Raw genomic sequence first — 25,737 nt, 5'->3', positions numbered from 1 at the left:
ATGGCTGAGTCACAGGCTCTACCCGATGCTCCTTGTGGGGCAGAATATCTGCGTGCTGTGTTACGTGCGCCGGTGTATGAAGTTGCCCAGATAACGCCCTTGCAGAAGATGGAGAAACTTTCTTCCCGGCTGGATAACGTGATTCTGGTTAAACGAGAAGACAGGCAGCCCGTACATAGTTTTAAGCTACGTGGAGCCTATTCGATGATTTCCGGCCTGACCCAGGAGCAGAAAGCCAGTGGGGTTATCACTGCCTCTGCGGGTAACCATGCTCAGGGCGTCGCGCTTTCCTCATCACGGCTTGGCATTAAATCGCTTATCGTGATGCCTGTTGCCACCGCGGATATCAAAGTGGATGCCGTGCGTGCATTCGGTGGTGAGGTTTTGCTGTACGGGGCTAATTTTGATGAGGCAAAAACTAAGGCCATTGCCCTCTCTCAAAGCCAGGGGTTTACCTATGTGCCACCTTTTGATCACCCTGCGGTGATTGCCGGGCAGGGCACACTGGCATTAGAACTGCTGCAACAAGATGCACACCTTGATCGTATCTTTGTTCCTGTCGGGGGCGGTGGGCTGGTTGCAGGCGTTGCGGTACTAATTAAGCAACTGATGCCTCAGATTAAAGTGATCGCGGTTGAAGCCGAGGATTCAGCCTGCCTGAAAGCGGCCCTGGATGCAGGTGAGCCTGTAGAACTGTCACGGGTAGGGCTCTTTGCCGAAGGTGTTGCGGTCAAACGTATCGGGGATGAAACCTTCCGCCTGTGTCAGGAGTATCTTGATGACATCATTACCGTAGACAGCGATGCTATTTGTGCCGCCATGAAGGATCTGTTTGAAGACGTTCGTGCCATTGCTGAACCTTCAGGTGCTTTAGCCCTGGCAGGAATGAAAAAATATATTCAGCAACATCAGATTCGTGGTGAACGCCTGGCACATGTTTTGTCTGGGGCGAATGTCAACTTCCATGGCTTACGTTATGTATCTGAGCGTTGTGAGCTGGGTGAACAGCGCGAAGCTTTGCTGGCCGTCACTATTCCTGAGCAAAAAGGCAGCTTCCTGCAATTCTGCCACTTACTGGGAGGTCGTTCAGTCACTGAGTTTAACTACCGTTATGCCAGCTCTGATGATGCCTGCATTTTTGTCGGTGTGCGTTTGACCCGGGGCATTGAAGAACGCCGTGAAATCATCGAATTGCTGAGTGCTGGTGGTTATAGTGTGGTTGACCTTTCTGATGATGAAATGGCCAAGCTCCATGTGCGTTATATGGTGGGAGGGCGTCCGTCTAAACCTCTGCGCGAACGGTTATACAGTTTTGAATTCCCCGAGTCTCCGGGCGCATTACTGAAGTTCTTAACCACGCTGGGCACCCACTGGAATATCTCTTTGTTCCATTATCGCAGTCACGGAACAGACCATGGCCGTGTACTGGCGGCGTTTGAGTTGGGTGAGAACGAGCCTGATTTTGAAACCCGTTTGAATGAATTGGGTTACGAGTGCCATGACGAAACCCAGAATCCAGCCTTCCGGTTCTTCCTTGCGGGTTAGTGGTTAGCTGGTAATAGCTTCCAGAATGCACTGATAAGCGGCTCATTGAGTCGCTTTTTTTGTACACAGACACCTAACTCAAACGGCATATTTTCATTACTTCTATCAATAATCAGCACTCGATTCCGTACCGGTTCCGGGCTGTTTTCCAGCACTATTTCGGGGATCAGGGCGATACCACAACCCAGCGCAACCATCGAGACCATTGCTTCATGCCCGGCGACCGTGGCATAGATAAATGGATTAGTGATCTTTTTGCGACGGAACCAGAGCTCAATACGACGCCTTACCGGGCCTTGTTCAGGAAGAATGAAGGGGATTTTTGTCCAGTCTGGCATTGGCTGCTGGGTTTGGGCTCGTACTGGGCAGGGTAAAGCAGGGGCAATTAATACGACGGCTAAATCTTCCAGTATTGAAAATGCCACCCCTGGGGGGAGTGTTTCTGGTTTCCCGGCAATGGCGATATCCGCTTCTCCAGAGTCGACCTTTTCAACGGCATCGGCGGCATCGCCGGTGGTCAGTTTTATCTCAACGGAAGGATGCTCTGCTCTGAAACGGTCAAGAATGGGGGGTAAATGGCTATAAGCCGCTGTTACTGAACAGAAAAGATGGAGTTCACCACTCAGTGACGGCCCTTGTTGACCCAGCGTGTGACGCATTTGTTGATACTGCAGCAAGGTTTGCTGGGCAAACTGGCGTAATTGTTCACCGGCTTCGGTCAGGGTGACGGTGCGGTTATCCCGGACGAAAAGCGGTTGATTTAGCTGTTCTTCTAATCTTTGGATCTGGCGCGACAGTGTGGAGGGACTGACATGCATCGCGCGTGCGCTACGACCAAAATGGCGACTTTCCGCTAAGTGCAGAAAGGTTTTCAGGTCACGTAAGTCCATAGATGTCTCTCCTTATTTTCCATTGCATATATTGCAATACGGCGTTGTTAATATATCAATTTAAGCAACGCTTTTCCTGTCATATAGTAAGTTTATTCAAGGCAGCACAAGCAAGCTGCATACCGAAACAAGCAGTACCACACGACAATCACGGAGTTCGACAATGGCTAATTATTTCAATACTTTGAACCTGCGTCAGCAGTTGGCGCAGTTAGGTAAATGTCGCTTTATGGGGCGTGATGAATTCGCCGATGAAGCCAACTACCTCAAAGGCAAAAAAGTGGTTATTGTCGGTTGTGGCGCGCAGGGACTTAACCAAGGTCTGAATATGCGTGACTCAGGTCTGGACGTGGCTTATGCCTTGCGCGCAGAAGCGATTGCTGAGAAACGTGCATCATGGCGTAAAGCGACTGAAAACGGTTTTAAAGTGGGTACCTATGAAGAGCTGATCCCCCAGGCGGACTTGGTGGTTAACCTGACGCCAGATAAGCAGCACTCCGCTGTTGTTCAGGCCGTACAGCCGCTGATGAAAGAAGGTGCTGCACTGGGTTATTCTCATGGTTTCAACGTCGTTGAAGTCGGTGAGAAGATCCGTAAGGATATCACCGTGGTGATGGTGGCCCCGAAATGTCCGGGTACTGAAGTCCGTGAAGAGTACAAACGTGGTTTTGGTGTGCCGACGTTGATTGCGGTTCACCCGGAAAATGACCCTAAAGGTGAAGGCATGGCGATTGCTAAAGCCTGGGCCGCGGCAACCGGCGGCCACCGTGCTGGTGTTCTGGAATCTTCCTTTGTGGCTGAAGTTAAATCTGACCTGATGGGCGAGCAAACCATTCTGTGTGGCATGCTGCAAGCTGGTTCTCTGCTGTGTTTTGATAAGCTGGTTGCCGAAGGCACTGACCCAGCTTATGCAGAGAAACTGATTCAGTTCGGCTGGGAAACCATCACTGAGGCGCTGAAACAAGGTGGCATCACACTGATGATGGATCGCCTCTCTAACCCGGCTAAAATCCGTGCCAATGCCCTGTCCGAGCAATTGAAAGTCATTATGGCCCCACTGTTCCAGAAACACATGGATGACATCATCTCCGGTGAGTTCTCTTCCGGTATGATGGCTGACTGGGCGAATGACGATAAAAAACTGCTGACCTGGCGTGAAGAGACCGGCAAAACAGCATTTGAAACGGCTCAACAGTTTGAAGGGAAAATTGCAGAGCAAACTTATTTTGATCAAGGTGTGGTCATGATTGCCATGGTAAAAGCAGGGGTTGAACTGGCATTTGAAACCATGGTTGATGCGGGCATTATTGAAGAGTCAGCATATTACGAATCTTTGCATGAACTGCCACTGATCGCGAACACCATCGCGCGTAAACGTCTGTATGAGATGAACGTCGTTATCTCTGACACGGCAGAATACGGTAACTATCTGTTCTCTTATGCTGCAGTGCCACTGCTGAAAGATTTCATGAAAACACTGCAGGTGGGTGATTTGGGCAAAGAAGCCCCGGCGACCACCGTTGATAATGCACAGCTGCGTGATGTGAATGAAGCCATCCGTAGCCATGCTATCGAAAAAGTGGGTAAAAAACTGCGCGGTTACATGACTGATATGAAACGTATTGCTGTTGCTGAATAATTAACGACGGCAGTTTTGACGTGACATTGCGTGGTTCAATTATTTGATAAAAGGGGAAAACATTGTTTTCCCCTTTTTGTATTTTAAACGTGGCAAAAAATCCCGTTTTTACGGTCGCTCACTACATGGCTCTGAAATTCAGGGCAGGTCTTGCGTTACCTTATTTTATGTAATATTGTAAGTTACATGAAAACAAATAACTCATTCTCCGCCACACTTCATATCCTGCTACATCTTGAGCAGGCGAATAAACCGTTAACTTCTGAACAGATGGGCGAATTTATTCAAGGCAATCCAGCCTTTATCAGGAAGCTTCTCGCTGGCCTGCGTGAGAACGGCATCGTTTGTGCGGTAAAAGGGCACCACGGTGGCTGGCGGCTATGTCGGGCAGCCAGTGAGGTCAGCCTGTACGATATCTACCAGGCTCTCGGGGCTCCGGGACTTTTTGCCCTGGGTAATCGTAGTGATAACCCTGCATGTCTGGTCGAAAAAGGGGTGAATCGTATGATGTCGGAGACATTCAGTGAGGCAGAAGCACAAATAATGGCACGCTTCAGACAACTGACACTGCAGGATATAGGAAGCGATTTCATCAGTTATTTCAATGAAAAGGGGCAAAATGTATGACTTCAGAATTTATTGCTAACTTATCTGTCTGTCTGATGATAGCACTGGCAGCGGCCAGCATTTCCATGACCATTACCCAGACCGAACTATTTGCAGGCCTGCGTCGCTGGACGACTAAAAAAAGCGCCATGCTAGGCCATCTTTTTCAGTGTTTTTACTGCCTGAGCCATTGGGTGGTCTTTGCCGGAATGCTGGTTTATCGGCCCAGTTTGCTGCAGAGCGGGATGCCGGTGATTGACTGGATCATGACAGCGTTTATCACCCTGACATTCACCACCTTTGTGAATGGCTTTATCTTTAAGGTCTTCCAGATGGCAATTGGCACACATGTGATGAAGCAAGAATTACAACCGGGGAAGGAAGAGCACTCAGCGTGAGTGAGAGGATCTATCGTGCGGGTATCTTGCATATAGCAGGCAGGGTTTTCATCAACAGGGTGTCCTATTTCAACAGCCCTGCCTGCTTCGTGGCCCGTTATCTTTTTCCCGCGCCTGACGGGCTGCGAGCTTAGTTACGGTACAACACTTTGATAATGTGGTAACCAAACTGCGTGTGCAGAGGACCATAGGGTTCCAGTACTGGGCAGGAAAAAACTACTTTATCAAATGCCGGAACCATCTGACCCTTGCGGAACTCACCCAAGTGCCCTCCTTTTTTCCCGGATGGGCACGTGGAGTGTTTCTTAGCCAGTTTTTCAAAGTCCCCACCATTTTGTAGCTGAGTGAGAATTTCCTGGGCAAGTTTCTCTTCTTTAACAAGGATATGTAGTGCTGCTGCTGTTTTTGCCATGATGTTGCCTTGAGTCATGTGGATTTCGCTCGCTATACTACCACGCTGTTTTTCTTCCCTCCTGACTTTCATTGAGTGACTTTATGCGTTTAAACCCAGGCCAACAACAAGCCGTCGAATTTGTCACTGGGCCCTGCCTGGTTTTAGCCGGTGCCGGCTCAGGTAAAACTCGCGTTATCACTAACAAAATCGCGTATTTGATCCGTGAGTGTGGATATCAGGCCCGCCATATTGCTGCGGTAACCTTTACCAACAAGGCCGCGCGCGAGATGAAAGAGCGTGTTGCCCAGACCCTTGGCCGTAAAGAAGCTCGCGGTTTAATGATTGCCACTTTTCATACCCTCGGGCTGGAAATCATTAAGCGAGAATATAAGGCGCTGGGGATCAAAGCCAACTTCTCACTGTTTGATGACACGGACCAAATGGCGTTACTCAAAGAGCTAACGGAAGGGCTGATTGAAGACGATAAAGTTTTACTAAAGCAGCTGGTCTCGACGATTTCTAACTGGAAAAATGATTTACTGACCCCCGCGGGCGCCGCTGCCCAGGCAAAAGGGGAACGAGATCGTATTTTTGCCCATTGCTACGGGCTTTATGATAGTCATCTGAAATCTTGTAATGTGCTTGATTTTGATGACCTTATTCTGCTTCCTACTCTGTTGCTCCAACAAAATGAAGACGTGCGGGAACGCTGGCAAAATCGTATCCGTTATTTGCTGGTGGATGAGTATCAGGATACCAACACTATCCAGTATGAGCTGGTAAAGCTCCTTGCAGGGGCGAGAGCTCGCTTTACGGTAGTGGGGGATGATGACCAGTCTATCTACTCCTGGCGCGGTGCCAGACCACAGAATCTGGTGCTATTGAATAAAGATTTTCCAGCACTGCAAGTGATTAAGCTTGAGCAGAACTATCGATCCTCGGGACGTATTCTTAAAGCAGCAAATATTTTGATTGCTAATAACCCGCATGTATTTGAAAAACGTCTGTTCTCAGAACTTGGCTATGGGTGCGAGTTAAAAGTCGTCAGCGCTAATCACGAAGAACACGAAGCTGAACGGGTTATCGGGGAGCTTATTGCGCATCACTTTATTAATAAGACATCCTATGGTGATTACGCGATTCTGTATCGCGGTAATCATCAATCCCGGGTGTTTGAAAAAATGCTGATGCAAAACCGCATTCCCTATCGTATATCTGGGGGGACATCCTTTTTCTCACGGCCGGAAATTAAAGACCTGTTGGCTTACTTACGTGTCCTGACTAACCCCGATGACGACAGTGCCTTTTTGCGCATTGTGAATACCCCACGGCGTGAAATTGGTCCGGCAACGTTGCAGAAGCTAGGTGACTGGGCCGCCGGGCGGAATAAAAGCCTGTTTAACGCCAGTTTTGACCTCGGGCTGGAGCAGACGCTGAATGGCCGTGGTCTGGAAGCGCTACAGCGTTTTACGCACTGGTTACAGGATATAACGCGACTTTCTGAACGTGAACCCATTGCTGCTGTACGTGACCTGATTCATGGTATTGATTATGAAAGCTGGTTGTATGAAACCTCCCCAGGGCCGAAGGCTGCGGAAATGCGTATGAAGAACGTCAACCAGCTGTTTAGCTGGATGACTGACATGCTCGAAGGCACCGATCTGGATGAACCGATGACCCTGACGCAAGTTGTCACGCGTTTTACCTTACGGGATATGATGGAACGCGGTGAGAGTGATGAAACTGCTGATCAGGTTCAGCTGATGACCCTCCATGCCTCTAAAGGGCTGGAATTTCCCTATGTTTATCTGGTGGGAATGGAGGAAGGATTGCTGCCACATCAAAGCAGTATTGATGAGGATAATGTGGATGAAGAACGCCGCCTGGCCTATGTGGGGATAACCCGAGCCCAGAAAGAGCTGACCTTTACACTCTGTAAGGAACGGCGTCAGTATGGCGAACTGGTACGCCCGGAACCGAGTCGTTTCCTGCTGGAGTTACCCCAGGATGACCTGTTATGGGAAACCGAACGCAAGACCGTTTCTGCGGAAGAACGCATGAAAAAAGGGCAGAATAACGTTGCCAGCATTCGTGAAATGCTGGCAAAAGCGAAGAAAAATTGACTTAATTTACCCGCAAAGGCCAGTGGACATAACTCTGCCACAAGGTTTCCTGTTCCAGTAGCTCTGCCCCGAGGGGATGGTTACTGAGCCAGTTATCCGGCAGGGACAGTTCAAGGGTTTCACCCTGAGTATTTAGGGTGATAAGGGGCAATGTATCGTCCCTGCGGCGGTTAGCAAAGACGATGGCCAACCGTAACAAACGGCAAAGTCGTTCCGCAATCCGTGGTGGTACCGCATTTTGCTGATGCAGGGATGACAGGTCAATGGTGTTGGTCTGGTTGAGTAACAACGTCGACAGCAGTTTTTTCTGGGACGGTGTATAACCCGGTAAATCGAGATTACGGACCAGGTAAGATGCATGCTGGGGTGCATGTTTGAAATCAATACTCAAACCGATTTCATGCAACAATGCGCTACTGGCCAGTAACTGCTGACTCAGGCTGTCCAGTTCCCAGCTTTGCGCAACCTGGGTCGCAAAATTTTCAGCCAACTGTGCAACACGTTTTGCCTGATGGGTATCGACCAGGAAGCGACGCTGGACAGTTTGTAAGGTTCTCTGGCAAATTTCCTGGCTCACCGCCAAGTGTAACATGCCATAGACTAACCCTTCCCGTAAGGCACCGCCCGCAAGGGTCATGCACTCTATATCCAGCCGTTTGAAAATGGCGATCAGGATAGCGAGGCCACTGGGGAATACTAAAGCTCGCTCCAGCGTCAGCCCCTCAATTTCGAGCTCTTCAAGCCGGCCGCACTGAATGGCTCGTTGCTTGAGTTGTTGTAATTTAGGCAGGGTAATACGTTCATCCATACCCTGGGCCATCATGATTTCTTGCAGTGCCTGCACCGTTCCTGATGCGCCGACACAGACTTTCCAGCCCTGATGTTTCAGCTCGTCAATCACCGGTTCCAGCGTCTCACTGGCAGCCGCTTCCGCGGCAATGAAGTTCTCTTGAGTGAGATTTCTGTCGCTAAAAAAACGTTCAAGCCAGGTCACACACCCCATCGACAGGCTAAATAATGCGGTTGCCTGAGCCCCGTTGCCAGCAATCAGTTCGGTACTGGCTCCACCAATATCGACGACCAGCCGCTGGTCAGCTCCGCCCGTGGTATGAGCCACGCCTTGATAAATCAAACGGGCTTCTTCTTCGCCACGGATAACTTGCACGGGACAGGAAAGAATCTCCTGAGCTTTAGCAAGAAACACATCGGCATTGACTGCCAGGCGCAGAGTGGCTGTGGCTACAACCCGCATTTGGTCTTGGGGAATGTCTTGTAAACGTTCAGCGAAGAGGCGCAAACATTGCCAGCCGCGCTCCATAGCTTCAACAGAAAGTACGTTGTCATGGTTCAAACCAGCAGCAAGACGTACTTTTCTCTTGATGCGGGAGAGGGTTTGGATACTGCCCGCTACCTCACGTACTACAAGCATATGAAAACTGTTAGAACCTAAATCGATTGCTGCATACAGTGAGGCCGAGCCTGTCATAACATTTTAACCTGTGCGTCGACGATTATTACGGGGTGCTGAATTACCATTTCCCCGGCGCTGACTGTTGCCTGGACGACTACGAGACAGACGTTTTGGTGCAGGCAGATCATTTAGTAATGCGTCAGAATTATACTTGCTGACGGGAATTGAGTGCCCAATATAAGTCTCAATCGCGGGAAGATTCAGCGCATACTCTTCACATGCCAGGCTGATTGAGTGGCCGCTAGCGCCCGCCCGACCAGTACGACCAATACGATGCACATAGTCTTCACAATCATCAGGAAGGTCATAATTAAATACGTGGGTTACGGCAGGGATATGTAAACCTCGCGCCGCGACATCGGTGGCGACTAAAATATCTAAATCACCGCGGGTAAAGGCTTCAAGGATCCGCAGGCGTTTTTTCTGCGCAACATCACCAGTAAGCAGACCTACACGATGACCGTCCGCCGCTAAATGTCCCCAAATACTCTCGCAACGGTGCTTGGTATTCGCGAAAATGATAGCCCGATCTGGCCACTCTTCTTCAATTAGCGTCTGCAATAAACGCATTTTTTCTTCATTGGAAGGGTAGAACAGTTCTTCTTTGATGCGGTGTCCCGTTTTTTGCTCCGGTTCTACTTCGACGTATTCCGCATTGTTCATTTGTTCAAATGCCAGTTCCCTGACTCGATAAGAAAGCGTTGCGGAGAACAGCATGTTAAGGCGCTGGGTCACCGGCGGCATACGACGGAACAGCCAACGAATATCTTTAATAAAGCCTAAATCGTACATGCGATCGGCTTCATCCAGAACAACGACCTGAATCGCACCCAAATTAATATGATTCTGTTTGGCATAGTCGATTAAACGACCCGTGGTGCCAATCAGGATATCAACACCGTTTTCCAGAACTTTAAGCTGTTTATCGTAGCCGTCGCCACCATAAGCCAGCCCCAGTTTGAGGCCTGTTGCTGCTGCCAGGGGCTCTGCATCAGAGTGAATCTGCACCGCTAATTCGCGGGTCGGTGCCATGATCAATGCTCGTGGCTGATTCACCTGACGGTTCTCTGAAGCGGGGTGAGAGAGTAAATAATGGAACGTTGACGTAAGAAACGCCATCGTTTTGCCGGTACCAGTTTGCGCCTGCCCTGCCACGTCACGATTCGCAAGCGTTAGCGGAAGTGCTAATGCCTGAATAGGAGTGCAGTTATGAAATCCTTTTTTTTCAAGGGCTTCAACCACTTTAGGGTGCAGGGCGAAGTCGGAAAACTTCTTTTCAGTCAAATGTGTTTTGCTCATAGTGTGGTAGAATATCAGTTTACTATTGCTTTACGAAAGCACATCCGTTGAAATAAACGGAGTGAAATAAAGTCATCCTGCGTTGGTTAATACTACACCAACAAGGTAGACATAATCCTGTGGAGTAGAACATGAGCGATAAAATTATTCACCTGACAGATGACAGTTTCGAGACAGACGTTCTGAAAGCTGATGGCGTAACGTTAGTTGATTTCTGGGCTGAGTGGTGTGGTCCTTGTAAAATGATTGCCCCAATCCTTAGTGAAATTGCCGAGGAATACCAAGGGCAGTTGACTGTGGCTAAACTCAATATTGACGAGAACCCAGGTACTGCACCTAAATACGGTATTCGTGGCATACCGACTTTGCTGTTGTTTAAGAATGGTGAAGTTGCCGCAACTAAGGTCGGTGCATTATCAAAAGGCCAGTTGAAAGAATTTTTGGATGCTAACCTGGCATAATGAAATTTTGTTCCGGTGCGTTCAGGGTTGACTTTTTTTGTTAGCTGCTGGACGCCCGGCTTTAGTCGTGCTAAGTTATCTCCACTGCTTTTTGAACTTGTCTTGTAGTTTAAATCTTTAGCAATACCCAGTGCCTCCTATCTATATGCTGTTTGATATATTTTCTTTGCCAGCAAATAAAGGATGCATAACCGGTTCCGGGTTTATCATTCATTCAATCGTTTCAGTTCTGTGTTTTTCTTAGGACCAGGCAGCGATAAGACATGCATGGTGACCACTTAACAGGCATGGACTCTTCTGCCATACCATTCACGAAATAAGTTTGAGATCTCCCCCGAGTTTAAGAACCCACCATTATGAATCTTACCGAATTAAAGAATACGCCGGTTTCTGAACTGATTACTCTCGGCGAAAGTATGGGGCTGGAAAATCTGGCTCGTATGCGTAAGCAGGACATTATTTTTGCCATCCTGAAGCAACATGCTAAGAGTGGTGAAGACATCTTTGGTGATGGTGTACTGGAAATACTGCAGGATGGATTTGGATTCCTCCGCTCAGCAGACAGTTCCTACCTCGCCGGTCCTGATGATATCTATGTTTCTCCCAGCCAAATCCGTCGTTTTAACCTCCGCACCGGGGATACCATTTCTGGTAAGATTCGCCCGCCAAAAGAGGGTGAGCGTTATTTTGCGCTACTGAAAGTTAACGAAGTTAACTACGACAAACCGGAAAACGCCCGTAATAAAATCCTCTTTGAAAACTTAACTCCTCTGCATGCGAATTCACGTTTGCGTATGGAGCGCGGTAACGGGTCAACTGAAGATTTAACAGCGCGTGTCCTGGATTTAGCATCACCGATTGGTCGTGGTCAGCGTGGCCTTATTGTGGCACCACCGAAAGCCGGTAAAACAATGCTGTTGCAGAATATTGCCCAGAGCATTGCCTATAACCATCCTGATTGTGTGTTGATGGTTTTACTTATCGATGAACGCCCAGAAGAAGTAACTGAAATGCAGCGTCTGGTAAAAGGTGAGGTTGTTGCCTCTACCTTTGACGAACCAGCTTCGCGTCATGTTCAGGTTGCTGAAATGGTTATCGAAAAAGCCAAACGTCTGGTGGAACATAAAAAAGACGTCATCATTCTGCTTGACTCCATTACCCGTCTGGCGCGCGCTTATAACACCGTGGTACCGGCTTCTGGTAAAGTCCTGACGGGCGGGGTTGATGCCAATGCCCTGCATCGTCCAAAGCGTTTCTTTGGTGCTGCACGTAACGTCGAAGAAGGTGGTAGCCTGACGATTATCGCCACTGCGTTGGTGGATACCGGCTCTAAAATGGATGAAGTTATCTATGAAGAGTTTAAAGGTACTGGCAATATGGAACTGCACCTTTCGCGTAAGATTGCTGAAAAACGTGTCTTCCCGGCTATTGACTACAACCGTTCCGGTACCCGTAAAGAAGAACTGCTCACATCTCAGGAAGAACTACAGAAGATGTGGATACTGCGCAGAATTATTCATCCGATGGGTGAGATTGATGCAATGGAGTTCTTGATCAATAAATTGGCGATGACGAAGACCAACGATGAATTCTTCGATATGATGAAGCGCTCCTAATTGATAAATATACAGAAAACGCCACGCTAAGTCGTGGCGTTTTTCTTTATACACAGATACGATAAGCAACCAATTATCATGGACCGATGTGGTTATTGTAAATGCGATTGACAACTTGATTAACAAGTAAATAAATACATTATCCTGCAATAGCTGATGTTAACTCATCTCAGGACGGAATTATCTTCGACTATGTTAACCTTATAACTGCATCTTTTTCAGAGAGCTTGCATTGTGAACTTAATTAATGCCGGAACTGATCTAACCCTGATTTTTGTATTCACAACTGTGTTCATTTTTTTTGCACGTACTGTGGCTAAAAAAATCGGTTTGGTTGATAAACCCAATTACCGTAAACGCCATCAGGGATTGATTCCACTGGTCGGAGGCATCTCAGTTTACGCAGGTATCTGTTTTACTTTTTTTATCACTCAGTACTACATCCCCCATGCCTCTCTTTATATCTTCTGTGCCGGTGTTCTGGTCTTTATTGGCGCATTGGATGATCGCTTTGATATTAGTGTGAAAATTCGCGCCTCTATTCAAGCTATTATCGGCATAGTTATGATGTGTTTTGCTGGTCTTCATCTGGCTAGTCTGGGTCATATATTCGGCAATTGGGAAATGACGCTGGGGCCGTTTGGTTATTTCCTCACCTTGTTTGCGGTATGGGCAGCCATCAATGCTTTTAATATGGTGGATGGTATTGACGGCTTATTAGGTGGACTGTCGTCGGTATCTTTTGCGGCTTTAGGGATTATTCTCACATTATCAGGACAGTACAGCCTCGCGATGCTGTGCTTCGCGATGATTGCTGCGATTTTACCTTATATTTTATTAAATCTGGGAATCCTGGGGCACCGTTTTAAAGTGTTTATGGGCGATGCGGGTAGTACTTTGATTGGCTTCACTGTTATTTGGATACTGCTGGAGACAACACAGGGAGAAACACATCCAATCAGCCCAGTAACAGCGTTATGGATTATCGCTATTCCATTAATGGACATGGTTGCGATTATGTATCGTCGCCTCAGAAAAGGTATGAGTCCCTTCTCTCCTGACCGTCAGCATATTCATCACTTGATTATGCGTGCAGGCTTTACGTCGCGTCAGGCTTTTGTGCTGATTACGTTTGCTGCCGTTGTGCTGGCGGCGGTTGGTATTATTGGTGAATACGTAAAATTCATTCCTGAATGGTTCATGTTGGCATTATTTTTGCTTGCGTTTGTGCTGTATGATTTTTGTATTAAGCGTGCCTGGAAAGTGGCGCGATTTATCAGACGCCATAAACGTCGGACCCGCAGAAACAGTGTCAGCGGCGTAAAAATTTAACCTGATAAACAGGGGAAGTGATGCAAGAGTACAGACCAGACAGACAACCGGTGATAGACAATGAGCTGGATATTCGTGGTTTATTCCGCACGCTGTGGCAAGGGAAGCTCTGGATTGTTAGCATCGCGGTCCTTTTTGCTGCCAGTGCTCTGCTCTATGGTTTTTTGGCTAAACAAGAGTGGAGTGCGACGGCAATTACCGACGGCCCTACAGTGAATATGCTGGGGCCTTACTATACTCAACAGCAATTTTTGCGTAATCAGGACTTGCGTGGGGATCTCGTTTCTGCAGATCAGCCTTCGGTAATGGACCAGGTTTATAAAGCGTTTTTACGGCAGCTTTCAGCTTATGATACTCGACGTGATTTTTGGCTACAGAGCGATTATTACAAGCAGCGTCTGGAGGGAGACAGTCGGGCCGATGCCGCATTACTGGATGAGCTCATTAATAATATTCAGTTTACGCCAGGTGATGCGAGCAGGAATCTTGATGACAGTGTCAGACTGGTGGCTGAAACTGCTTCAGACTCGAATAGCCTCTTACGTCAGTATGTGGATTTTTCCAGCGCACGAGCCACTCGCCATCTCAATGGTGAACTCTTGGGGCGCTGGGCTGCACGTACCACACAGCTAAATGCACAGGTTAAGCGGCAGGAGGCGGTTGCCCAGGCTCTCTTTGATCGCAAACTGAAGAGTGTCAAAGAGGCGTTAAGGATCGCTGAACAACAAAATATCAATCGCAGCCAGACTGGGATACCCGCTGACGAAATCCCTGACTCAGAAATGTTTATGCTGGGACGTCCAATGCTACAGGCTCGTCTGGAAAATCTTCAGGCAATGGGCCCAACCTCAGATATTGATTATGACCAAAATGTGGCATTGTTAAACGTACTGAGTACGGAGCCTTCCCTTGATTCTCATTTTCAAACCTACCGTTATTTACGTACCCCAGAAGAGCCAGTGAAACGCGACAGCCCTCGCCGTGCATTCCTGATGATTATGTGGGGGACTGTAGGGGCGCTTATCGGTGCAGGCGTCGCCCTGGCTCGCCGTCAAAAAACGTTATAGAGACTTTTCCTGGTGGGTGATAAAGGATGGCTCCCACCTTTCCAACCTAAGAGAATCGCCGTGAAAGTGTTAACTGTTTTTGGAACACGACCAGAGGCCATTAAAATGGCACCTTTGGTGGATGCATTAGCAAAAGATGCATTTTTTGAAGCGAAAGTCTGTGTAACGGCACAACATCGTGAGATGTTAGATCAGGTGTTAAACCTGTTTTCGATTAAGCCGGATTATGATCTGAATATCATGCAACCAGGACAGGGACTGACGGAAATAACCTGTCGCATTTTGGAAGGTTTAAAGCCAATTCTTGAGTCATTTAAGCCTGATGTGGTTCTGGTGCATGGCGATACCACCACAACTGTTGCAGCCAGTCTGGCGGCTTTTTATCAGCGTATTCGAGTGGGCCACGTTGAAGCTGGGCTGCGCACGGGTGACCTCTATTCCCCCTGGCCTGAAGAAGCCAATCGTACTCTGGCAGGCCATCTTGCGACCTGGCATTTTGCGCCGACAGAAAACTCACGGCAAAATCTGTTACGGGAAAATATTTCGGACAAACAGATTTACGTTACCGGAAATACCGTGATTGATGCCCTGATTACTGTGCGAGACCGTATGCTGTCCACGACCTCTCTGCGCCAGCGTCTTGAGCAACAGCATGGGTTTCTTGATAACAGCAAAAAAATGATTCTGGTCACCGGGCACCGTCGGGAAAGTTTCGGCAACGGATTTGAGCGTATCTGCCATGCACTGGCGACCATTGCGTCACAACATAGTAATGTGCAGATCGTGTATCCGGTACATCTCAACCCCAACGTTCGTGAGCCCGTGGGACGTATTCTGGGGCATGTGGATAACGTGATTCTGATTGAACCCCAGGAGTATCTGCCCTTTGTCTATCTGATGGATAAATCCTGGCTGATTCTGACCGACTCCGGAGGCATTCAGGAAGAGGCTCCTTCTTTAGGAAAACCTGTGCTGGTAATGCGTGACAGTACAGAGCGGCCAGAAGCCGTTGAAGCAGGAACCGTGCGTTTAGTGGGTACCCATGAAGACGCAATTATTGCGGCAGTTAATGAGCTGCTGCATGACGACCAGAGTTATCACAACATGAGTCGTGCACATAATCCTTATGGTGATGGCAAGGCCTGTCACCGAATTTTGAATGCATTGAAACAGAGTCAGGTAACATCATGAGTTTTACAACTATATCCGTTGTTGGCTTGGGCTATATCGGTTTACCTACCGCCGCAGCTTTTGCTTCCCGTCAGTGCCAAGTCATTGGCGTTGATGTTAATCAGCATGCTGTGGATACCATCAACCGTGGGGAAATCCACATTGTTGAGCCTGATTTAGATAACGTAGTGAAAACTGCAGTTGAAAATGGCTATTTACGGGCCGTTACTCGTCCGCTGACGGCTGATGCTTACCTGATTGCTGTCCCGACGCCTTTTAAAGGCGATCATGAGCCTGATCTGCGTTACGTTAAAGCCGCTGCCGAGTCCATTGCGCCAGTACTAAAAAAAGGCGCGCTGGTGGTGCTGGAATCGACCTCACCAGTGGGAGCCACAGAACAGATGGCAGGGTGGCTGGCTGAACTACGTCCTGACCTCAGTTTCCCACAACAGGCTGGAGAGCAAGCCGATATCAATATTGCGTATTGTCCTGAGCGTGTTTTACCCGGCCAGGTCATGATTGAACTGATTAAAAATGATCGTGTCATTGGCGGTATGACGGCTGTCTGCTCTACCAGGGCTTGTGAGTTGTATAATATTTTTCTCGAAGGTGAATGTGTTGTGACCCATTCGCGTACTGCCGAGATGTGTAAGCTGACTGAAAATAGTTTTCGCGACGTAAATATCGCATTCGCTAATGAACTTTCACTTATTTGTGCTGAAAATGGCATTAACGTCTGGGAATTGATAAGCCTGGCTAATCGCCACCCTCGAGTGAATATCCTACAGCCAGGCCCTGGTGTTGGCGGGCACTGCATTGCGGTGGATCCATGGTTTATCGTGGCACAGAGTCCGCAGTATGCTCGTCTTATCCGTACTGCTCGTGAAGTGAATGACAGCAAACCCCTCTGGGTTATTGAACGCGTGAAAGCCGCGGTTGCTGATTGTTTGTCTGACACTGAAGGACGTGCCAGTGACGTGACCCTGGCCTGTTTTGGACTTTCATTCAAGCCCAATATTGATGATCTGCGTGAAAGTCCGGCCATGAGCATAGCTGAAAAGCTTGCCTGCTGGCATAAGGGAAAAACGCTGATTGTCGAGCCTAATATTGATTCCCTCCCAGGGTCGCTGGCCGCACATAGTGAGCTGGTTTCGCTGGACGTGGCATTACAACAAGCGGATGTTTTAGTCTTACTGGTTGATCACCATGAATTTAAAGCCATCACCGGTGAGCAGATCAAGCAGCCCTGGGTGGTGGATACCAAAGGTATCTGGCGATAAGGCAGCAACAAGTGAACGCAATCCATGCAACCCTGGAGCCACTTCACTGGGAAAATGCGTTTTTTTCGGTGAACAGTAGTCTGGTACGTATCAGTGATGGTGCGCCTCCATTGACGGAAGCCCAGTTGACATGCTGGTCACGAATACAGGCAAAAATTCCCGCCCAGCGTACGGACTGGCTGGATGGTTTGCAGGAACTTGGCTTCCAGTTTGTCGAAGGGGAGGTTGATTTAAGGCTCCGCATAAAACCGTCTCAGCATAGGGTTCGCTTTGATATCGCTCAGTCTGATGATATCGCCGTTCTGCGGGACCAGGCGGCCCATGCTTTTCGCCAGAGCCGGTTTCGTTCCCCTTGGTATCAGGCTGATGACAGCCATCGCTTTTATGCCCAGTGGGTGGAAAACGCAGTTCATGGCACTTTTGATAACCAATGCCTCTTGCTTAAAGAAGCGGGTGTGATTCGTGGATTTGTGACCCTCAGACAGCTGGATAACCAGCAGGCTCGTATTGGCTTACTGGCAGGAAAAGGGCTGGGTAGCGCATTGATGGATGTTGCCCAGTATTGGTGTCAGCAGCGTGGGCTGGAGATGTTACGCGTCGCAACGCAAGTCAGTAATCAGGCTGCGTTGCGTCTCTATATTCAACGTGGTGCCACAATAGACAGTACCGCCTTTTGGTTATACAGGTGAAAAAATGATCCCCTTCAATGCCCCGCCCGTCGTTGGTACTGAAATAGAATACATGCAGTCTGCCATGGGCAGCGGCAAACTTTGCGGCGATGGTGGGTTTACCCGCCGTTGTCAGCAATGGATGGAGCAGCGCTTCCACAGTAAGAAAGTACTGTTGACTCCTTCCTGTACCGCCTCACTGGAAATGGCTGCTATTTTGCTGGATATAAAACCTGGCGATGAAGTGATCATGCCCAGTTATACCTTCGTCTCCACCGCGAATGCCTTTGTGCTGCGTGGGGCTCGTATTGTTTTTGTTGATATCCGCCCGGATACCATGAATATCGATGAAACCAAAATCACAGCAGCGATTACTGACAGAACCCGTGCAATTGTTCCCGTCCACTATGCCGGGGTCGCCTGCGAAATGGACACTATCATGGGAATTGCGAAGCAATATAACCTGCTAGTCGTCGAAGACGCGGCCCAAGGGGTGATGTCAACCTACAAAGGTCAGGCTCTGGGGACTATCGGGCATATTGGCTGCTTTAGTTTCCATGAAACTAAGAACTATACCGCCGGAGGTGAGGGGGGGGCCACACTGATTAATGACCCGGCGCTGATTGAACGTGCCGAAGTGATTCGTGAAAAGGGTACCAATCGCAGTCAGTTCTTCCGTGGCCAAGTGGATAAATATACCTGGCGTGATATTGGTTCCAGCTATCTGATGGCAGATCTGCAGGCAGCATTCCTCTGGGCACAGCTGGAAGTCGCAAATGTCATCAATCAGCAACGCCTTACTCTGTGGCATAACTACTATCAGGCACTGGCCCCACTGGCCGCGTCCGGGCGTATTGAGTTACCCGTTATCCCTGAAGGCTGTGTGCAAAATGCCCATATGTTTTATCTCAAATTGCGGGATATCGAGGATCGCAGTGCGCTGATTGCTTATTTACGAGAAGCAGAGATTATGGCGGTATTCCATTATATTCCACTCCATAGCTCACCAGCGGGCGAGACATTTACCGTCTTTCATGGTGAAGACCGTTTCACGACCAGAGAGAGTGAGCGTTTGTTGCGTCTGCCGTTGTTTTACAACCTTTCCGCAGTGAACCAGCGTACCGTGATTAACACCTTACTGAGCTATTTTTCCTGATATGTCACTGGCTAAAGCCTCTATTTGGACGGCCGGCTCGACATTGGTAAAAATCGGTGCGGGTCTGGTGATTATTAAGATGCTGGCTGTCAGCTTTGGGCCTTCAGGGGTTGGGCTGGCAGGTAATTTTCGTCAATGGGTGACTGTGCTGGGGGTGCTGGCTGGCGCGGGTATTTTCAACGGCGTGACGAAATATATTGCGCAGCATCATGATGACCCACAACAGCTCAAGAAAGTGGTGGGGACGTCCTCTGCCATGGTTCTGGGTTTTTCCTCACTCCTGGCGGTTCTCTTTGTCCTGGCAGCGAACCCCGTGAGTCAGTTGTTGTTTGATAGCGGGAATTATCAGGGACTGGTGCGTTTAGTCGCCCTGGTGCAGATGGGGATTGCCTGGGCAAACCTGTCACTGGCTATCATCAAAGGATTCAGGGATGCCGCGGGTAATGCACTGGCCGTGATTGCCGGCAGCATGATTGGTGTTATCGCTTATTATTTTTGTTATCTGTTTGGGGGGTATGCTGGTGCATTGCTCGGCCTGGCCTTAGTCCCTGCCCTGGTGGTAATACCCGCGATGGGGATTATGCTAAAGCGCGGCTATATCCCACTGAGCTACTTGCGACCGCGCTGGGATACATTACTGGCGAGTCAGCTGGGTAAATTCACCTTGATGGCCCTGGTCACCTCCATCACTTTACCCGTCGCCTATGTGATGATGCGCAATCTGCTGGCGAAGACGTATAGCTGGGATGAGGTTGGACTGTGGCAAGGTGTCAGCACTATTTCGGATGCCTATCTTCAGTTTATTACGGCCTCATTCAGTGTCTGGTTATTACCCACACTGGCACGTATTAAAGAAAAACGACAGCTTACCAATGAAGTGATTAAAGCACTCAAGTTTGTTCTGCCGGTAGTGGCATGTGCCAGCTTGTTGGTATGGCTACTGCGTGACATTGCGATTTGGTTATTATTCTCCAGCCAGTTTACTGCCATGCGTGAGCTATTTGCCTGGCAGCTCGTGGGGGATGTGCTGAAGGTAGGGTCATATGTGTTTGGTTATTTAATTATCGCCAAAGCGGCATTGCGTTTTTATATTTTAGCTGAAGTGAGTCAGTTTATTTTACTGACAGGTTTCTCTCATTGGCTTATTCCATCCCATGGCGCAGCCGGTGCCGCTCAGGCATATATGGCAACGTATATTGTATATTTTACGCTCTGTTGTGGCGTTTTCTTTCTTTATCGTAGGCGAGAATGACAACACTGATTCACGTTTTGGGAGCTGACCTCCCGCATCACAATCAGACGGTATTGCGTTTTTTTAATGACGTTCTCGTCACCTTGAGTCCGCATACCCGCGAGTTTTTAGTCGTTTCCCAGGATCCGGCTCTGGCGTCTGCTTTCCCGGAACTTTCTATTACCTTATACCCCTCCAAGCAGGCAATAGCGGCAGCCGTACTGGCAAAAGCCCGCGCCAGTCGAACACAACGTTTTTTCTTCCATGGGCAGTTTAATGCCAGGTTATGGATAGCCTTACTGACTGGCGGGCTCAAGCCAGCCCAGGTTAACTGGCATATCTGGGGGGCTGATCTATACGAAGCCGCAACCAGTTTGACGTTTCGGTTGTTCTACCGCCTGCGTCGACTAGCTCAGAAGCGAGTTGCTCAAGTATTCGCAACACGTGGCGATTTACACTATTTCCATCAGCGTTATCCGCAGGCTGCGGGTGAACTGCTCTATTTCCCGACCCGTATGGACCCCGGACTGAATCATCTGGTGGCGAACAGGCCAGTTCACGAAAAACTGACGCTGCTCGTCGGGAATTCCGGTGATCGAAGTAATCAGCATATCCAGGCATTACGAGACATTGCCGGAAAGTTTGGTGATACGGTACGTGTGGTTATACCTATGGGTTATCCGAGTCGTAATGAGGCCTATATTGCTGAAGTACGCCAGGCTGCTGAACAGTGGTTCAGCCCGGAAAACGTGCAAATACTTACCGAGAATATGGAGTTCTCAGCCTATTTAGCCCTGTTGCAACACTGTGATCTCGGTTATTTCATTTTTGAACGTCAGCAGGGGATTGGCACGCTCTGCTTGCTGATTCAGGCAGGGATTCCTTGTGTCCTGAGTCGTAAGAACCCATTTTGGCAGGATATGCAGGAACAGCTGATACCGGTCCTGTTTACTGATGATCCGTTGGATGAATCAGTGATACGCACTGCCCAGCAAGCGTTACGTTTGGTCGATAAACAGCATATCGCTTTCTTTAACCCGGGATACATTGATGGCTGGCGCAAGGCACTGGCTATCGCTGCAGGAGAGTGGCGATGAGTTTATTGCAATTCGGGGGGCTGTTTGTCGTCTGGCTGATAAGCGTTGTATTTATCGGCTTGCTGACCTATCAGGAGTTTCGCCGTGTCCGCTTTAACTTCAACGTCTTCTTTTCGTTCCTCTACCTGTTGACCTTTTTCTTTGGTTTTCCGTTTACCTGCCTGTTAGTTTTCCGTTTTGGCGTCAGTGTGGTTCCTGCAGAGTTTTTGTTACAGGCTCAGTTAGCTGCAACCTGTTTTTACGGTATCTATTATGTAACCTATAAAACGCGGTTGACTAAAAAGCATGATACCGCTTCCCGTCCTCCTTTCTTCACCATGAGCCGGGTGGAGACGCATTTGTTCTGGATATTGCTTGCCGTGGTCGCACTGGGCAGTGTTTCTGTCTTTTTTATGCAAAATGGTTTTCTGCTGTTCAAACTCAGTTCATACAGCCAAATTTTCTCAAGCCAGGTTTCGGGTGTTGCGCTTAAGCGTTTCTTTTACTTCTTTATCCCGGCAATGCTGGTGGTCTATTTCCTCAGACAAAATAGCCGAGCATGGCTGTTCTTTCTGGTTAGTACAGTTGCTTTTGGCTTACTGACCTACATGATTGTTGGCGGGACTCGGGCCAATATTATTATCGCCTTTGCCATTTTTTTGTTTATTGGCATCATTCGAGGCTGGATTTCCCTGTGGATGCTGGTAGCCGCGGGCCTCTTTGGTATTGTGGGTATGTTCTGGCTGGCCATTAAACGTTATGGGCTCAATGTCAGTGGTGATGAGGCATTTTATACTTTCTTGTATCTGACCCGGGATACTTTCTCCCCCTGGGAAAACCTGGCTTTGTTACTGCAAAACTACGACAAAATTTCGTTTCAGGGGCTGGCTCCCATTATCCGTGACTTCTATGTGTTTATCCCCAGCTGGATGTGGCCAGATCGGCCAAACACGGTGCTGAATACTGCCAACTACTTTACCTGGGAGGTTCTGAATAACCATTCCGGGCTGGCGATTTCACCGACGTTGATTGGTTCTCTTGTCGTCATGGGGGGGGCCGCTTTTATTCCCGTCGGGGCGATTGCCGTGGGGGGGATTATCAAGTGGTTTGACTGGCTCTATACCCGTGCGAATCAGGAAATTAACCCCTATAAAGCCGCTGTGGTCTATGCATTCTGCTTTGGTGCCATTTTCAATATGATAGTGCTGGCCCGTGAAGGGCTGGATTCGTTTGTTTCACGCGTGGTTTTCTTCCTGCTGGTGTTCGGTGCCTGCTTACTGATAGCAAAACTGCTGTACTGGTTATTCAGTGCGGCGGGGCTGGTTTACCATCGGCTGATTTCGGGAATGACCTCCGATAACCGGCATGCGTGATAAGGATAAGTATGAACAATCTGAGTGATGCGCCTAAATACCGTATTCGTGGGCTGGATTTACTGGGCTGGCGCGATATGCAGCATGCCCTGGATTATCTCTACGCGGATAAGCAGTTGCGTGAAGGAACACTAATCGCGATCAATGCTGAAAAAATTCTCACGGCTGAACATGATCCGAACATTCGCCAGTTGATTGCCGATGCAGAATATAAATATGCCGATGGCATCAGTGTTGTCCGCTCAATTCGTAAGAAGTATCCCGGAGCCCTGGTCAGCAGGGTGGCAGGGGCAGACCTGTGGGAAGCGCTGATGCAACGAGCCGGCGCGGAAGGCACTCCGGTCTTTCTGGTCGGTGGTAAACCGGACATCCTTGCACAGACTGAAGAAAAATTGCGTCGACTGTGGGGGGTGAACATTGTCGGTTCACAAGACGGCTACTTCAGCGACGTTCAGCGTCCAGCCCTGTTTGCACGTATTCGCGATAGTGGAGCCGTGATTGTCACTGTTGCCATGGGCTCACCGCGGCAAGAAGTGCTAATGCGTGATTGCCGAGAAGTTCACCCTCATGCGCTGTATATGGGCGTTGGCGGGACTTACGATGTATTCACGGGGCATGTTAAGCGTGCCCCGAAGGTCTGGCAGAACATGGGGCTGGAGTGGCTATATCGTTTACTTTCCCAGCCCAGTCGTATTAAACGCCAGATAAAATTACTCCGTTATCTGGTATGGCATTACAGCGGTAAACTTTGATGCTTTTGGCTATCTGAATACCTGGTTCATTAATTTTTTAACGCGCCATCTGGCGCGTTTTTACGTATGAGGTATGGCCGTGTATGCATTTCCATTTTCCTTTGTTCTCTGTGTCATTGTTTGTAATTTCCAGGAAAATGCGAAACTATTGCCGGCGTATTTTTAGCGGGCCAGTGATTTAGTGTGTGAGACAGTCATCATACAGGGTACCGTTCAGTGGTTTAAAACATAACAACACCTGGTCATAACCGGGATACAACAGACAATACAGAGGATTTATGGCGGAAAGAAAAGCCGAATTGCAAAGAGGACTCGAGCCCAGGCATATCGAACTTATTGCATTAGGTGGCACCATCGGGGTAGGGCTCTTTATGGGATCAGCCAGCACATTGCAATGGGCAGGCCCTTCGGTGTTACTGGCTTATATTGTGGCAGGCTTATTTGTTTTTTTTATCATGCGTTCAATGGGCGAGATGCTTTATCTTGAACCTGTGACGGGGTCTTTTGCGGTTTATGCCCACCGTTATATGAACCCTTTCTTTGGCTACCTTACCGCCTGGTCATATTGGTTTATGTGGATGGCGGTCGGTATTTCTGAGATCACGGCGATCGGGGTTTATGCTCAGTTCTGGTTCCCTGAATTGCCACAGTGGATACCAGCCCTGATGGCCGTGGGGCTGGTGGCTTTGGCTAATCTTGCTGCAGTCCGCCTGTATGGTGAGATAGAGTTCTGGTTTGCAATGATCAAAGTGACCACTATTATCGTGATGATAGTGATTGGGCTGGGGATTATCTTCTTTGGTTTTGGTCATCATGGTCAGCCGACAGGCTTTGGTAATCTGACCGAATATGGCGGATTTTTTGCGGGGGGCTGGAAAGGCTTCTTGATGGCTCTCTGTATTGTTGTTGCATCATATCAAGGGGTTGAGCTAATTGGTATGACGGCGGGGGAAGCCAAGAATCCACAGGTTACTTTGCGCAGCGCCGTGGGTAAGGTATTGTGGCGCATCCTGATTTTTTATGTTGGTGCTATTTTCGTGATTGTTACTATCTTTCCATGGAACCAAATGGACAGTAGTGGCAGCCCTTTTGTTATGACGTTTGCCAAGATCGGGATCACCGCGGCAGCGGGTATTATTAACTTTGTGGTCTTAACTGCGGCGCTATCTGGTTGTAATAGTGGTATGTATAGTTGCGGCCGCATGCTGTATGCCCTGGCAAAGAATCGCCAGTTACCCGCAGTGATGGGAAAAGTGTCGCGCAACGGGGTCCCGGTGATGGGGATTGTTATCTCGATTGTTATCCTGCTCATTGGTTCTTGTCTTAACTATATCATTCCTAATCCGCAGCGCGTTTTTGTTTACGTTTACAGTGCCAGCGTATTACCGGGTATGGTGCCCTGGTTTGTCATTCTGATAAGCCAGTTACGTTTTCGTCAGGAACATCAGGAAGCCCTGAAAACTCACCCTTTCCGCTCTATTCTGTTTCCGTGGATAAACTACCTGACGATGGCATTCCTGATCTGTGTGCTGGTCGGTATGGGGATCAATGAGGCGACTCGTTTATCCCTGGTTGTGGGAGCGGTCTTTTTAGCGGCAGTGAGTTTGATTTATCGGTTTGTGACCCGAAAAACAGAGCATCGCGGCGAAAAAATAGACGTATAAGCGGTAAGGTGCGCAAAGCATAACCAAATGCGCACTTTCTTTTAAATTACCACTAGACAGCTGGGCATGAAGCCCGTATTATCCGACCCCGCAACGGCGCTATGCGCCCGTAGCTCAGCTGGATAGAGCGCTGCCCTCCGGAGGCAGAGGTCTCAGGTTCGAATCCTGTCGGGCGCACCATGCTTTAAGGTGCTGGAGCTGCGGTGGTATTTATACCGCGTGATGATTGACAGTGGTGGCTATAGCTCAGTTGGTAGAGCCCTGGATTGTGATTCCAGTTGTCGTGGGTTCGAGTCCCATTAGCCACCCCATTAATTTAGACGTATTGCGAAGGTGGCGGAATTGGTAGACGCGCTAGCTTCAGGTGTTAGTGTTCTTACGGACGTGAGGGTTCAAGTCCCTCTCTTCGCACCACGCTAAATTGATTGTAAAGCAGTAAGCAGTGTATCGGCGAGTAGCGCAGCTTGGTAGCGCAACTGGTTTGGGACCAGTGGGTCGGAGGTTCGAATCCTCTCTCGCCGACCAC

General features: G+C 48.8%; 22 protein-coding genes and 4 tRNA genes. 22 read left to right on the top strand and 4 right to left on the bottom strand.

Going from position 1 to position 25,737, the window contains the following annotated elements; all coding sequences use genetic code 11:
* On the top strand, positions 1 to 1,545 hold the full coding sequence (gene ilvA / locus JK154_RS16425; protein WP_211993694.1) for a threonine ammonia-lyase, biosynthetic: 1,545 nt from the start codon (positions 1 to 3) through the stop codon (positions 1,543 to 1,545).
* Here the strand turns inward: ilvA and ilvY are convergent.
* On the bottom strand, positions 1,542 to 2,435 hold the full coding sequence (gene ilvY / locus JK154_RS16420) for an HTH-type transcriptional activator IlvY (protein ID WP_211993688.1): 894 nt from the start codon (positions 2,433 to 2,435) through the stop codon (positions 1,542 to 1,544). The two genes, ilvA and ilvY, sit on opposite strands and share 4 nt — an antisense overlap.
* Positions 2,436 to 2,598: 163 nt before the next feature.
* Between ilvY and ilvC the strand changes: the two genes are divergently transcribed.
* The 3 genes from ilvC to JK154_RS16405 all read left to right on the top strand — a co-directional run bounded on the left by ilvC (position 2,599) and on the right by JK154_RS16405 (position 5,078).
* Positions 2,599 to 4,074 carry a ketol-acid reductoisomerase gene (gene ilvC / locus JK154_RS16415; protein WP_211993686.1) on the top strand — a complete coding sequence of 492 codons (1,476 nt, stop codon included), beginning with the start codon at positions 2,599 to 2,601 and terminating at the stop codon, positions 4,072 to 4,074.
* A gap of 186 nt (positions 4,075 to 4,260) precedes the next feature.
* Positions 4,261 to 4,701: an Rrf2 family transcriptional regulator gene (locus JK154_RS16410; protein ID WP_211993684.1), complete on the top strand. Its 441-nt coding sequence runs from the start codon at positions 4,261 to 4,263 to the stop codon at positions 4,699 to 4,701.
* The gene (locus JK154_RS16405; protein WP_211993682.1) at positions 4,698 to 5,078 is read left to right on the top strand and encodes a DUF1360 domain-containing protein; all 381 of its coding nucleotides are present in this window, start codon (positions 4,698 to 4,700) and stop codon (positions 5,076 to 5,078) included. The genes JK154_RS16410 and JK154_RS16405 overlap by 4 nt, the downstream gene beginning before the upstream one ends.
* A gap of 130 nt (positions 5,079 to 5,208) precedes the next feature.
* Here the strand turns inward: JK154_RS16405 and ppiC are convergent, their stop codons facing one another.
* Positions 5,209 to 5,490, bottom strand: coding sequence for a peptidylprolyl isomerase PpiC (gene ppiC, locus JK154_RS16400; protein ID WP_211993681.1), 282 nt, complete (start codon positions 5,488 to 5,490; stop codon positions 5,209 to 5,211).
* An 83-nt stretch (positions 5,491 to 5,573) separates the two neighbouring features.
* Here ppiC and rep point away from each other — a divergent pair, with 83 nt between their 5' ends.
* Positions 5,574 to 7,595 (top strand): DNA helicase Rep, encoded by a 2,022-nt coding sequence (rep, locus tag JK154_RS16395; protein WP_211993680.1) that lies wholly within the window; start codon positions 5,574 to 5,576, stop codon positions 7,593 to 7,595.
* A gap of 1 nt (position 7,596) precedes the next feature.
* Here rep and gppA read toward each other — a convergent pair whose 3' ends face one another.
* Both gppA and rhlB read right to left on the bottom strand, forming a co-directional pair.
* Entirely contained in the window at positions 7,597 to 9,081 is a 1,485-nt protein-coding gene (gppA, locus tag JK154_RS16390; RefSeq protein ID WP_211993677.1) for a guanosine-5'-triphosphate,3'-diphosphate diphosphatase, read from the bottom strand.
* A gap of 6 nt (positions 9,082 to 9,087) precedes the next feature.
* The gene (gene rhlB, locus JK154_RS16385; RefSeq protein ID WP_211993676.1) at positions 9,088 to 10,365 is read right to left on the bottom strand and encodes an ATP-dependent RNA helicase RhlB; all 1,278 of its coding nucleotides are present in this window, start codon (positions 10,363 to 10,365) and stop codon (positions 9,088 to 9,090) included.
* Between the two features lie 131 nt (positions 10,366 to 10,496).
* Between rhlB and trxA the strand changes: the two genes are divergently transcribed.
* The 17 genes from trxA (at position 10,497) to JK154_RS16300 (ending at position 25,736) form a co-directional block, all read left to right on the top strand.
* Positions 10,497 to 10,826 carry a thioredoxin TrxA gene (gene trxA, locus JK154_RS16380; RefSeq protein ID WP_211993675.1) on the top strand — a complete coding sequence of 110 codons (330 nt, stop codon included), beginning with the start codon at positions 10,497 to 10,499 and terminating at the stop codon, positions 10,824 to 10,826.
* Positions 10,827 to 11,182: 356 nt separating this feature from the next.
* Complete coding sequence (rho, locus tag JK154_RS16375; protein WP_211993674.1) at positions 11,183 to 12,442, top strand: transcription termination factor Rho; 1,260 nt, start codon at positions 11,183 to 11,185, stop codon at positions 12,440 to 12,442.
* Between the two features lie 234 nt (positions 12,443 to 12,676).
* Complete coding sequence (gene wecA, locus JK154_RS16370; RefSeq protein WP_211993673.1) at positions 12,677 to 13,774, top strand: UDP-N-acetylglucosamine--undecaprenyl-phosphate N-acetylglucosaminephosphotransferase; 1,098 nt, start codon at positions 12,677 to 12,679, stop codon at positions 13,772 to 13,774.
* Positions 13,775 to 13,794: 20 nt separating this feature from the next.
* Entirely contained in the window at positions 13,795 to 14,841 is a 1,047-nt protein-coding gene (wzzE, locus tag JK154_RS16365) for an ECA polysaccharide chain length modulation protein (RefSeq protein ID WP_211993672.1), read from the top strand.
* A gap of 60 nt (positions 14,842 to 14,901) precedes the next feature.
* A complete protein-coding gene (wecB, locus tag JK154_RS16360) occupies positions 14,902 to 16,032 on the top strand; it encodes a UDP-N-acetylglucosamine 2-epimerase (non-hydrolyzing) (protein WP_211993670.1) in 1,131 nt (376 codons plus the stop codon).
* Positions 16,029 to 17,291, top strand: a complete 1,263-nt coding sequence (gene wecC / locus JK154_RS16355; RefSeq protein WP_211993668.1) for a UDP-N-acetyl-D-mannosamine dehydrogenase — start codon at positions 16,029 to 16,031, stop codon at positions 17,289 to 17,291. Before wecB ends, wecC begins: the two co-directional genes overlap by 4 nt.
* An 11-nt stretch (positions 17,292 to 17,302) precedes the next feature.
* Positions 17,303 to 17,980 (top strand): dTDP-4-amino-4,6-dideoxy-D-galactose acyltransferase, encoded by a 678-nt coding sequence (rffC, locus tag JK154_RS16350; RefSeq protein WP_211993666.1) that lies wholly within the window; start codon positions 17,303 to 17,305, stop codon positions 17,978 to 17,980.
* A gap of 4 nt (positions 17,981 to 17,984) precedes the next feature.
* Positions 17,985 to 19,115 (top strand): dTDP-4-amino-4,6-dideoxygalactose transaminase, encoded by a 1,131-nt coding sequence (rffA, locus tag JK154_RS16345; protein WP_211993664.1) that lies wholly within the window; start codon positions 17,985 to 17,987, stop codon positions 19,113 to 19,115.
* A 1-nt stretch (position 19,116) separates the two neighbouring features.
* Positions 19,117 to 20,367, top strand: a complete 1,251-nt coding sequence (gene wzxE / locus JK154_RS16340; protein ID WP_211993663.1) for a lipid III flippase WzxE — start codon at positions 19,117 to 19,119, stop codon at positions 20,365 to 20,367.
* Positions 20,364 to 21,443, top strand: coding sequence for a TDP-N-acetylfucosamine:lipid II N-acetylfucosaminyltransferase (locus JK154_RS16335; protein WP_211993661.1), 1,080 nt, complete (start codon positions 20,364 to 20,366; stop codon positions 21,441 to 21,443). Before wzxE ends, JK154_RS16335 begins: the two co-directional genes overlap by 4 nt.
* Complete coding sequence (gene wzyE, locus JK154_RS16330; RefSeq protein WP_211993659.1) at positions 21,440 to 22,795, top strand: ECA oligosaccharide polymerase; 1,356 nt, start codon at positions 21,440 to 21,442, stop codon at positions 22,793 to 22,795. Before JK154_RS16335 ends, wzyE begins: the two co-directional genes overlap by 4 nt.
* A gap of 11 nt (positions 22,796 to 22,806) precedes the next feature.
* Positions 22,807 to 23,547 carry a lipopolysaccharide N-acetylmannosaminouronosyltransferase gene (gene wecG / locus JK154_RS16325; RefSeq protein WP_211993658.1) on the top strand — a complete coding sequence of 247 codons (741 nt, stop codon included), beginning with the start codon at positions 22,807 to 22,809 and terminating at the stop codon, positions 23,545 to 23,547.
* A gap of 278 nt (positions 23,548 to 23,825) precedes the next feature.
* Complete coding sequence (locus tag JK154_RS16320; protein WP_211993657.1) at positions 23,826 to 25,211, top strand: amino acid permease; 1,386 nt, start codon at positions 23,826 to 23,828, stop codon at positions 25,209 to 25,211.
* A gap of 103 nt (positions 25,212 to 25,314) precedes the next feature.
* Positions 25,315 to 25,391 (top strand) — tRNA-Arg (locus tag JK154_RS16315).
* A 55-nt stretch (positions 25,392 to 25,446) separates the two neighbouring features.
* Positions 25,447 to 25,522, top strand: a tRNA-His gene (locus JK154_RS16310).
* Positions 25,523 to 25,538: 16 nt separating this feature from the next.
* Positions 25,539 to 25,625: transfer RNA gene (locus tag JK154_RS16305), tRNA-Leu, on the top strand.
* Positions 25,626 to 25,659: 34 nt separating this feature from the next.
* A tRNA-Pro gene (locus JK154_RS16300) sits at positions 25,660 to 25,736 on the top strand.
* Position 25,737: the final 1 nt, after the last annotated feature.

The sequence above is a fragment of the Citrobacter sp. JGM124 genome (assembly GCF_018257795.1).
Lineage (GTDB): Bacteria > Pseudomonadota > Gammaproteobacteria > Enterobacterales > Enterobacteriaceae > JGM124.
This window is presented reverse-complemented; position numbering and strand designations above follow the sequence as displayed.

Coding starts and splice junctions, on each gene's coding strand:
- ilvY (WP_211993688.1), bottom strand. CDS start 2,435: ATGGACTTACGTGACCTGAAAACCTTTCTGCACTTAGCGGAAAGTCGC.
- rffA (WP_211993664.1), top strand. CDS start 17,985: ATGATCCCCTTCAATGCCCCGCCCGTCGTTGGTACTGAAATAGAATAC.
- ilvC (WP_211993686.1), top strand. CDS start 2,599: ATGGCTAATTATTTCAATACTTTGAACCTGCGTCAGCAGTTGGCGCAG.
- wzyE (WP_211993659.1), top strand. CDS start 21,440: ATGAGTTTATTGCAATTCGGGGGGCTGTTTGTCGTCTGGCTGATAAGC.
- JK154_RS16335 (WP_211993661.1), top strand. CDS start 20,364: ATGACAACACTGATTCACGTTTTGGGAGCTGACCTCCCGCATCACAAT.
- JK154_RS16320 (WP_211993657.1), top strand. CDS start 23,826: ATGGCGGAAAGAAAAGCCGAATTGCAAAGAGGACTCGAGCCCAGGCAT.
- rhlB (WP_211993676.1), bottom strand. CDS start 10,365: ATGAGCAAAACACATTTGACTGAAAAGAAGTTTTCCGACTTCGCCCTG.
- gppA (WP_211993677.1), bottom strand. CDS start 9,081: ATGACAGGCTCGGCCTCACTGTATGCAGCAATCGATTTAGGTTCTAAC.
- ilvA (WP_211993694.1), top strand. CDS start 1: ATGGCTGAGTCACAGGCTCTACCCGATGCTCCTTGTGGGGCAGAATAT.
- wzzE (WP_211993672.1), top strand. CDS start 13,795: ATGCAAGAGTACAGACCAGACAGACAACCGGTGATAGACAATGAGCTG.
- JK154_RS16410 (WP_211993684.1), top strand. CDS start 4,261: ATGAAAACAAATAACTCATTCTCCGCCACACTTCATATCCTGCTACAT.
- rep (WP_211993680.1), top strand. CDS start 5,574: ATGCGTTTAAACCCAGGCCAACAACAAGCCGTCGAATTTGTCACTGGG.
- JK154_RS16405 (WP_211993682.1), top strand. CDS start 4,698: ATGACTTCAGAATTTATTGCTAACTTATCTGTCTGTCTGATGATAGCA.
- wecG (WP_211993658.1), top strand. CDS start 22,807: ATGAACAATCTGAGTGATGCGCCTAAATACCGTATTCGTGGGCTGGAT.
- rho (WP_211993674.1), top strand. CDS start 11,183: ATGAATCTTACCGAATTAAAGAATACGCCGGTTTCTGAACTGATTACT.
- wzxE (WP_211993663.1), top strand. CDS start 19,117: ATGTCACTGGCTAAAGCCTCTATTTGGACGGCCGGCTCGACATTGGTA.
- ppiC (WP_211993681.1), bottom strand. CDS start 5,490: ATGGCAAAAACAGCAGCAGCACTACATATCCTTGTTAAAGAAGAGAAA.
- trxA (WP_211993675.1), top strand. CDS start 10,497: ATGAGCGATAAAATTATTCACCTGACAGATGACAGTTTCGAGACAGAC.
- wecC (WP_211993668.1), top strand. CDS start 16,029: ATGAGTTTTACAACTATATCCGTTGTTGGCTTGGGCTATATCGGTTTA.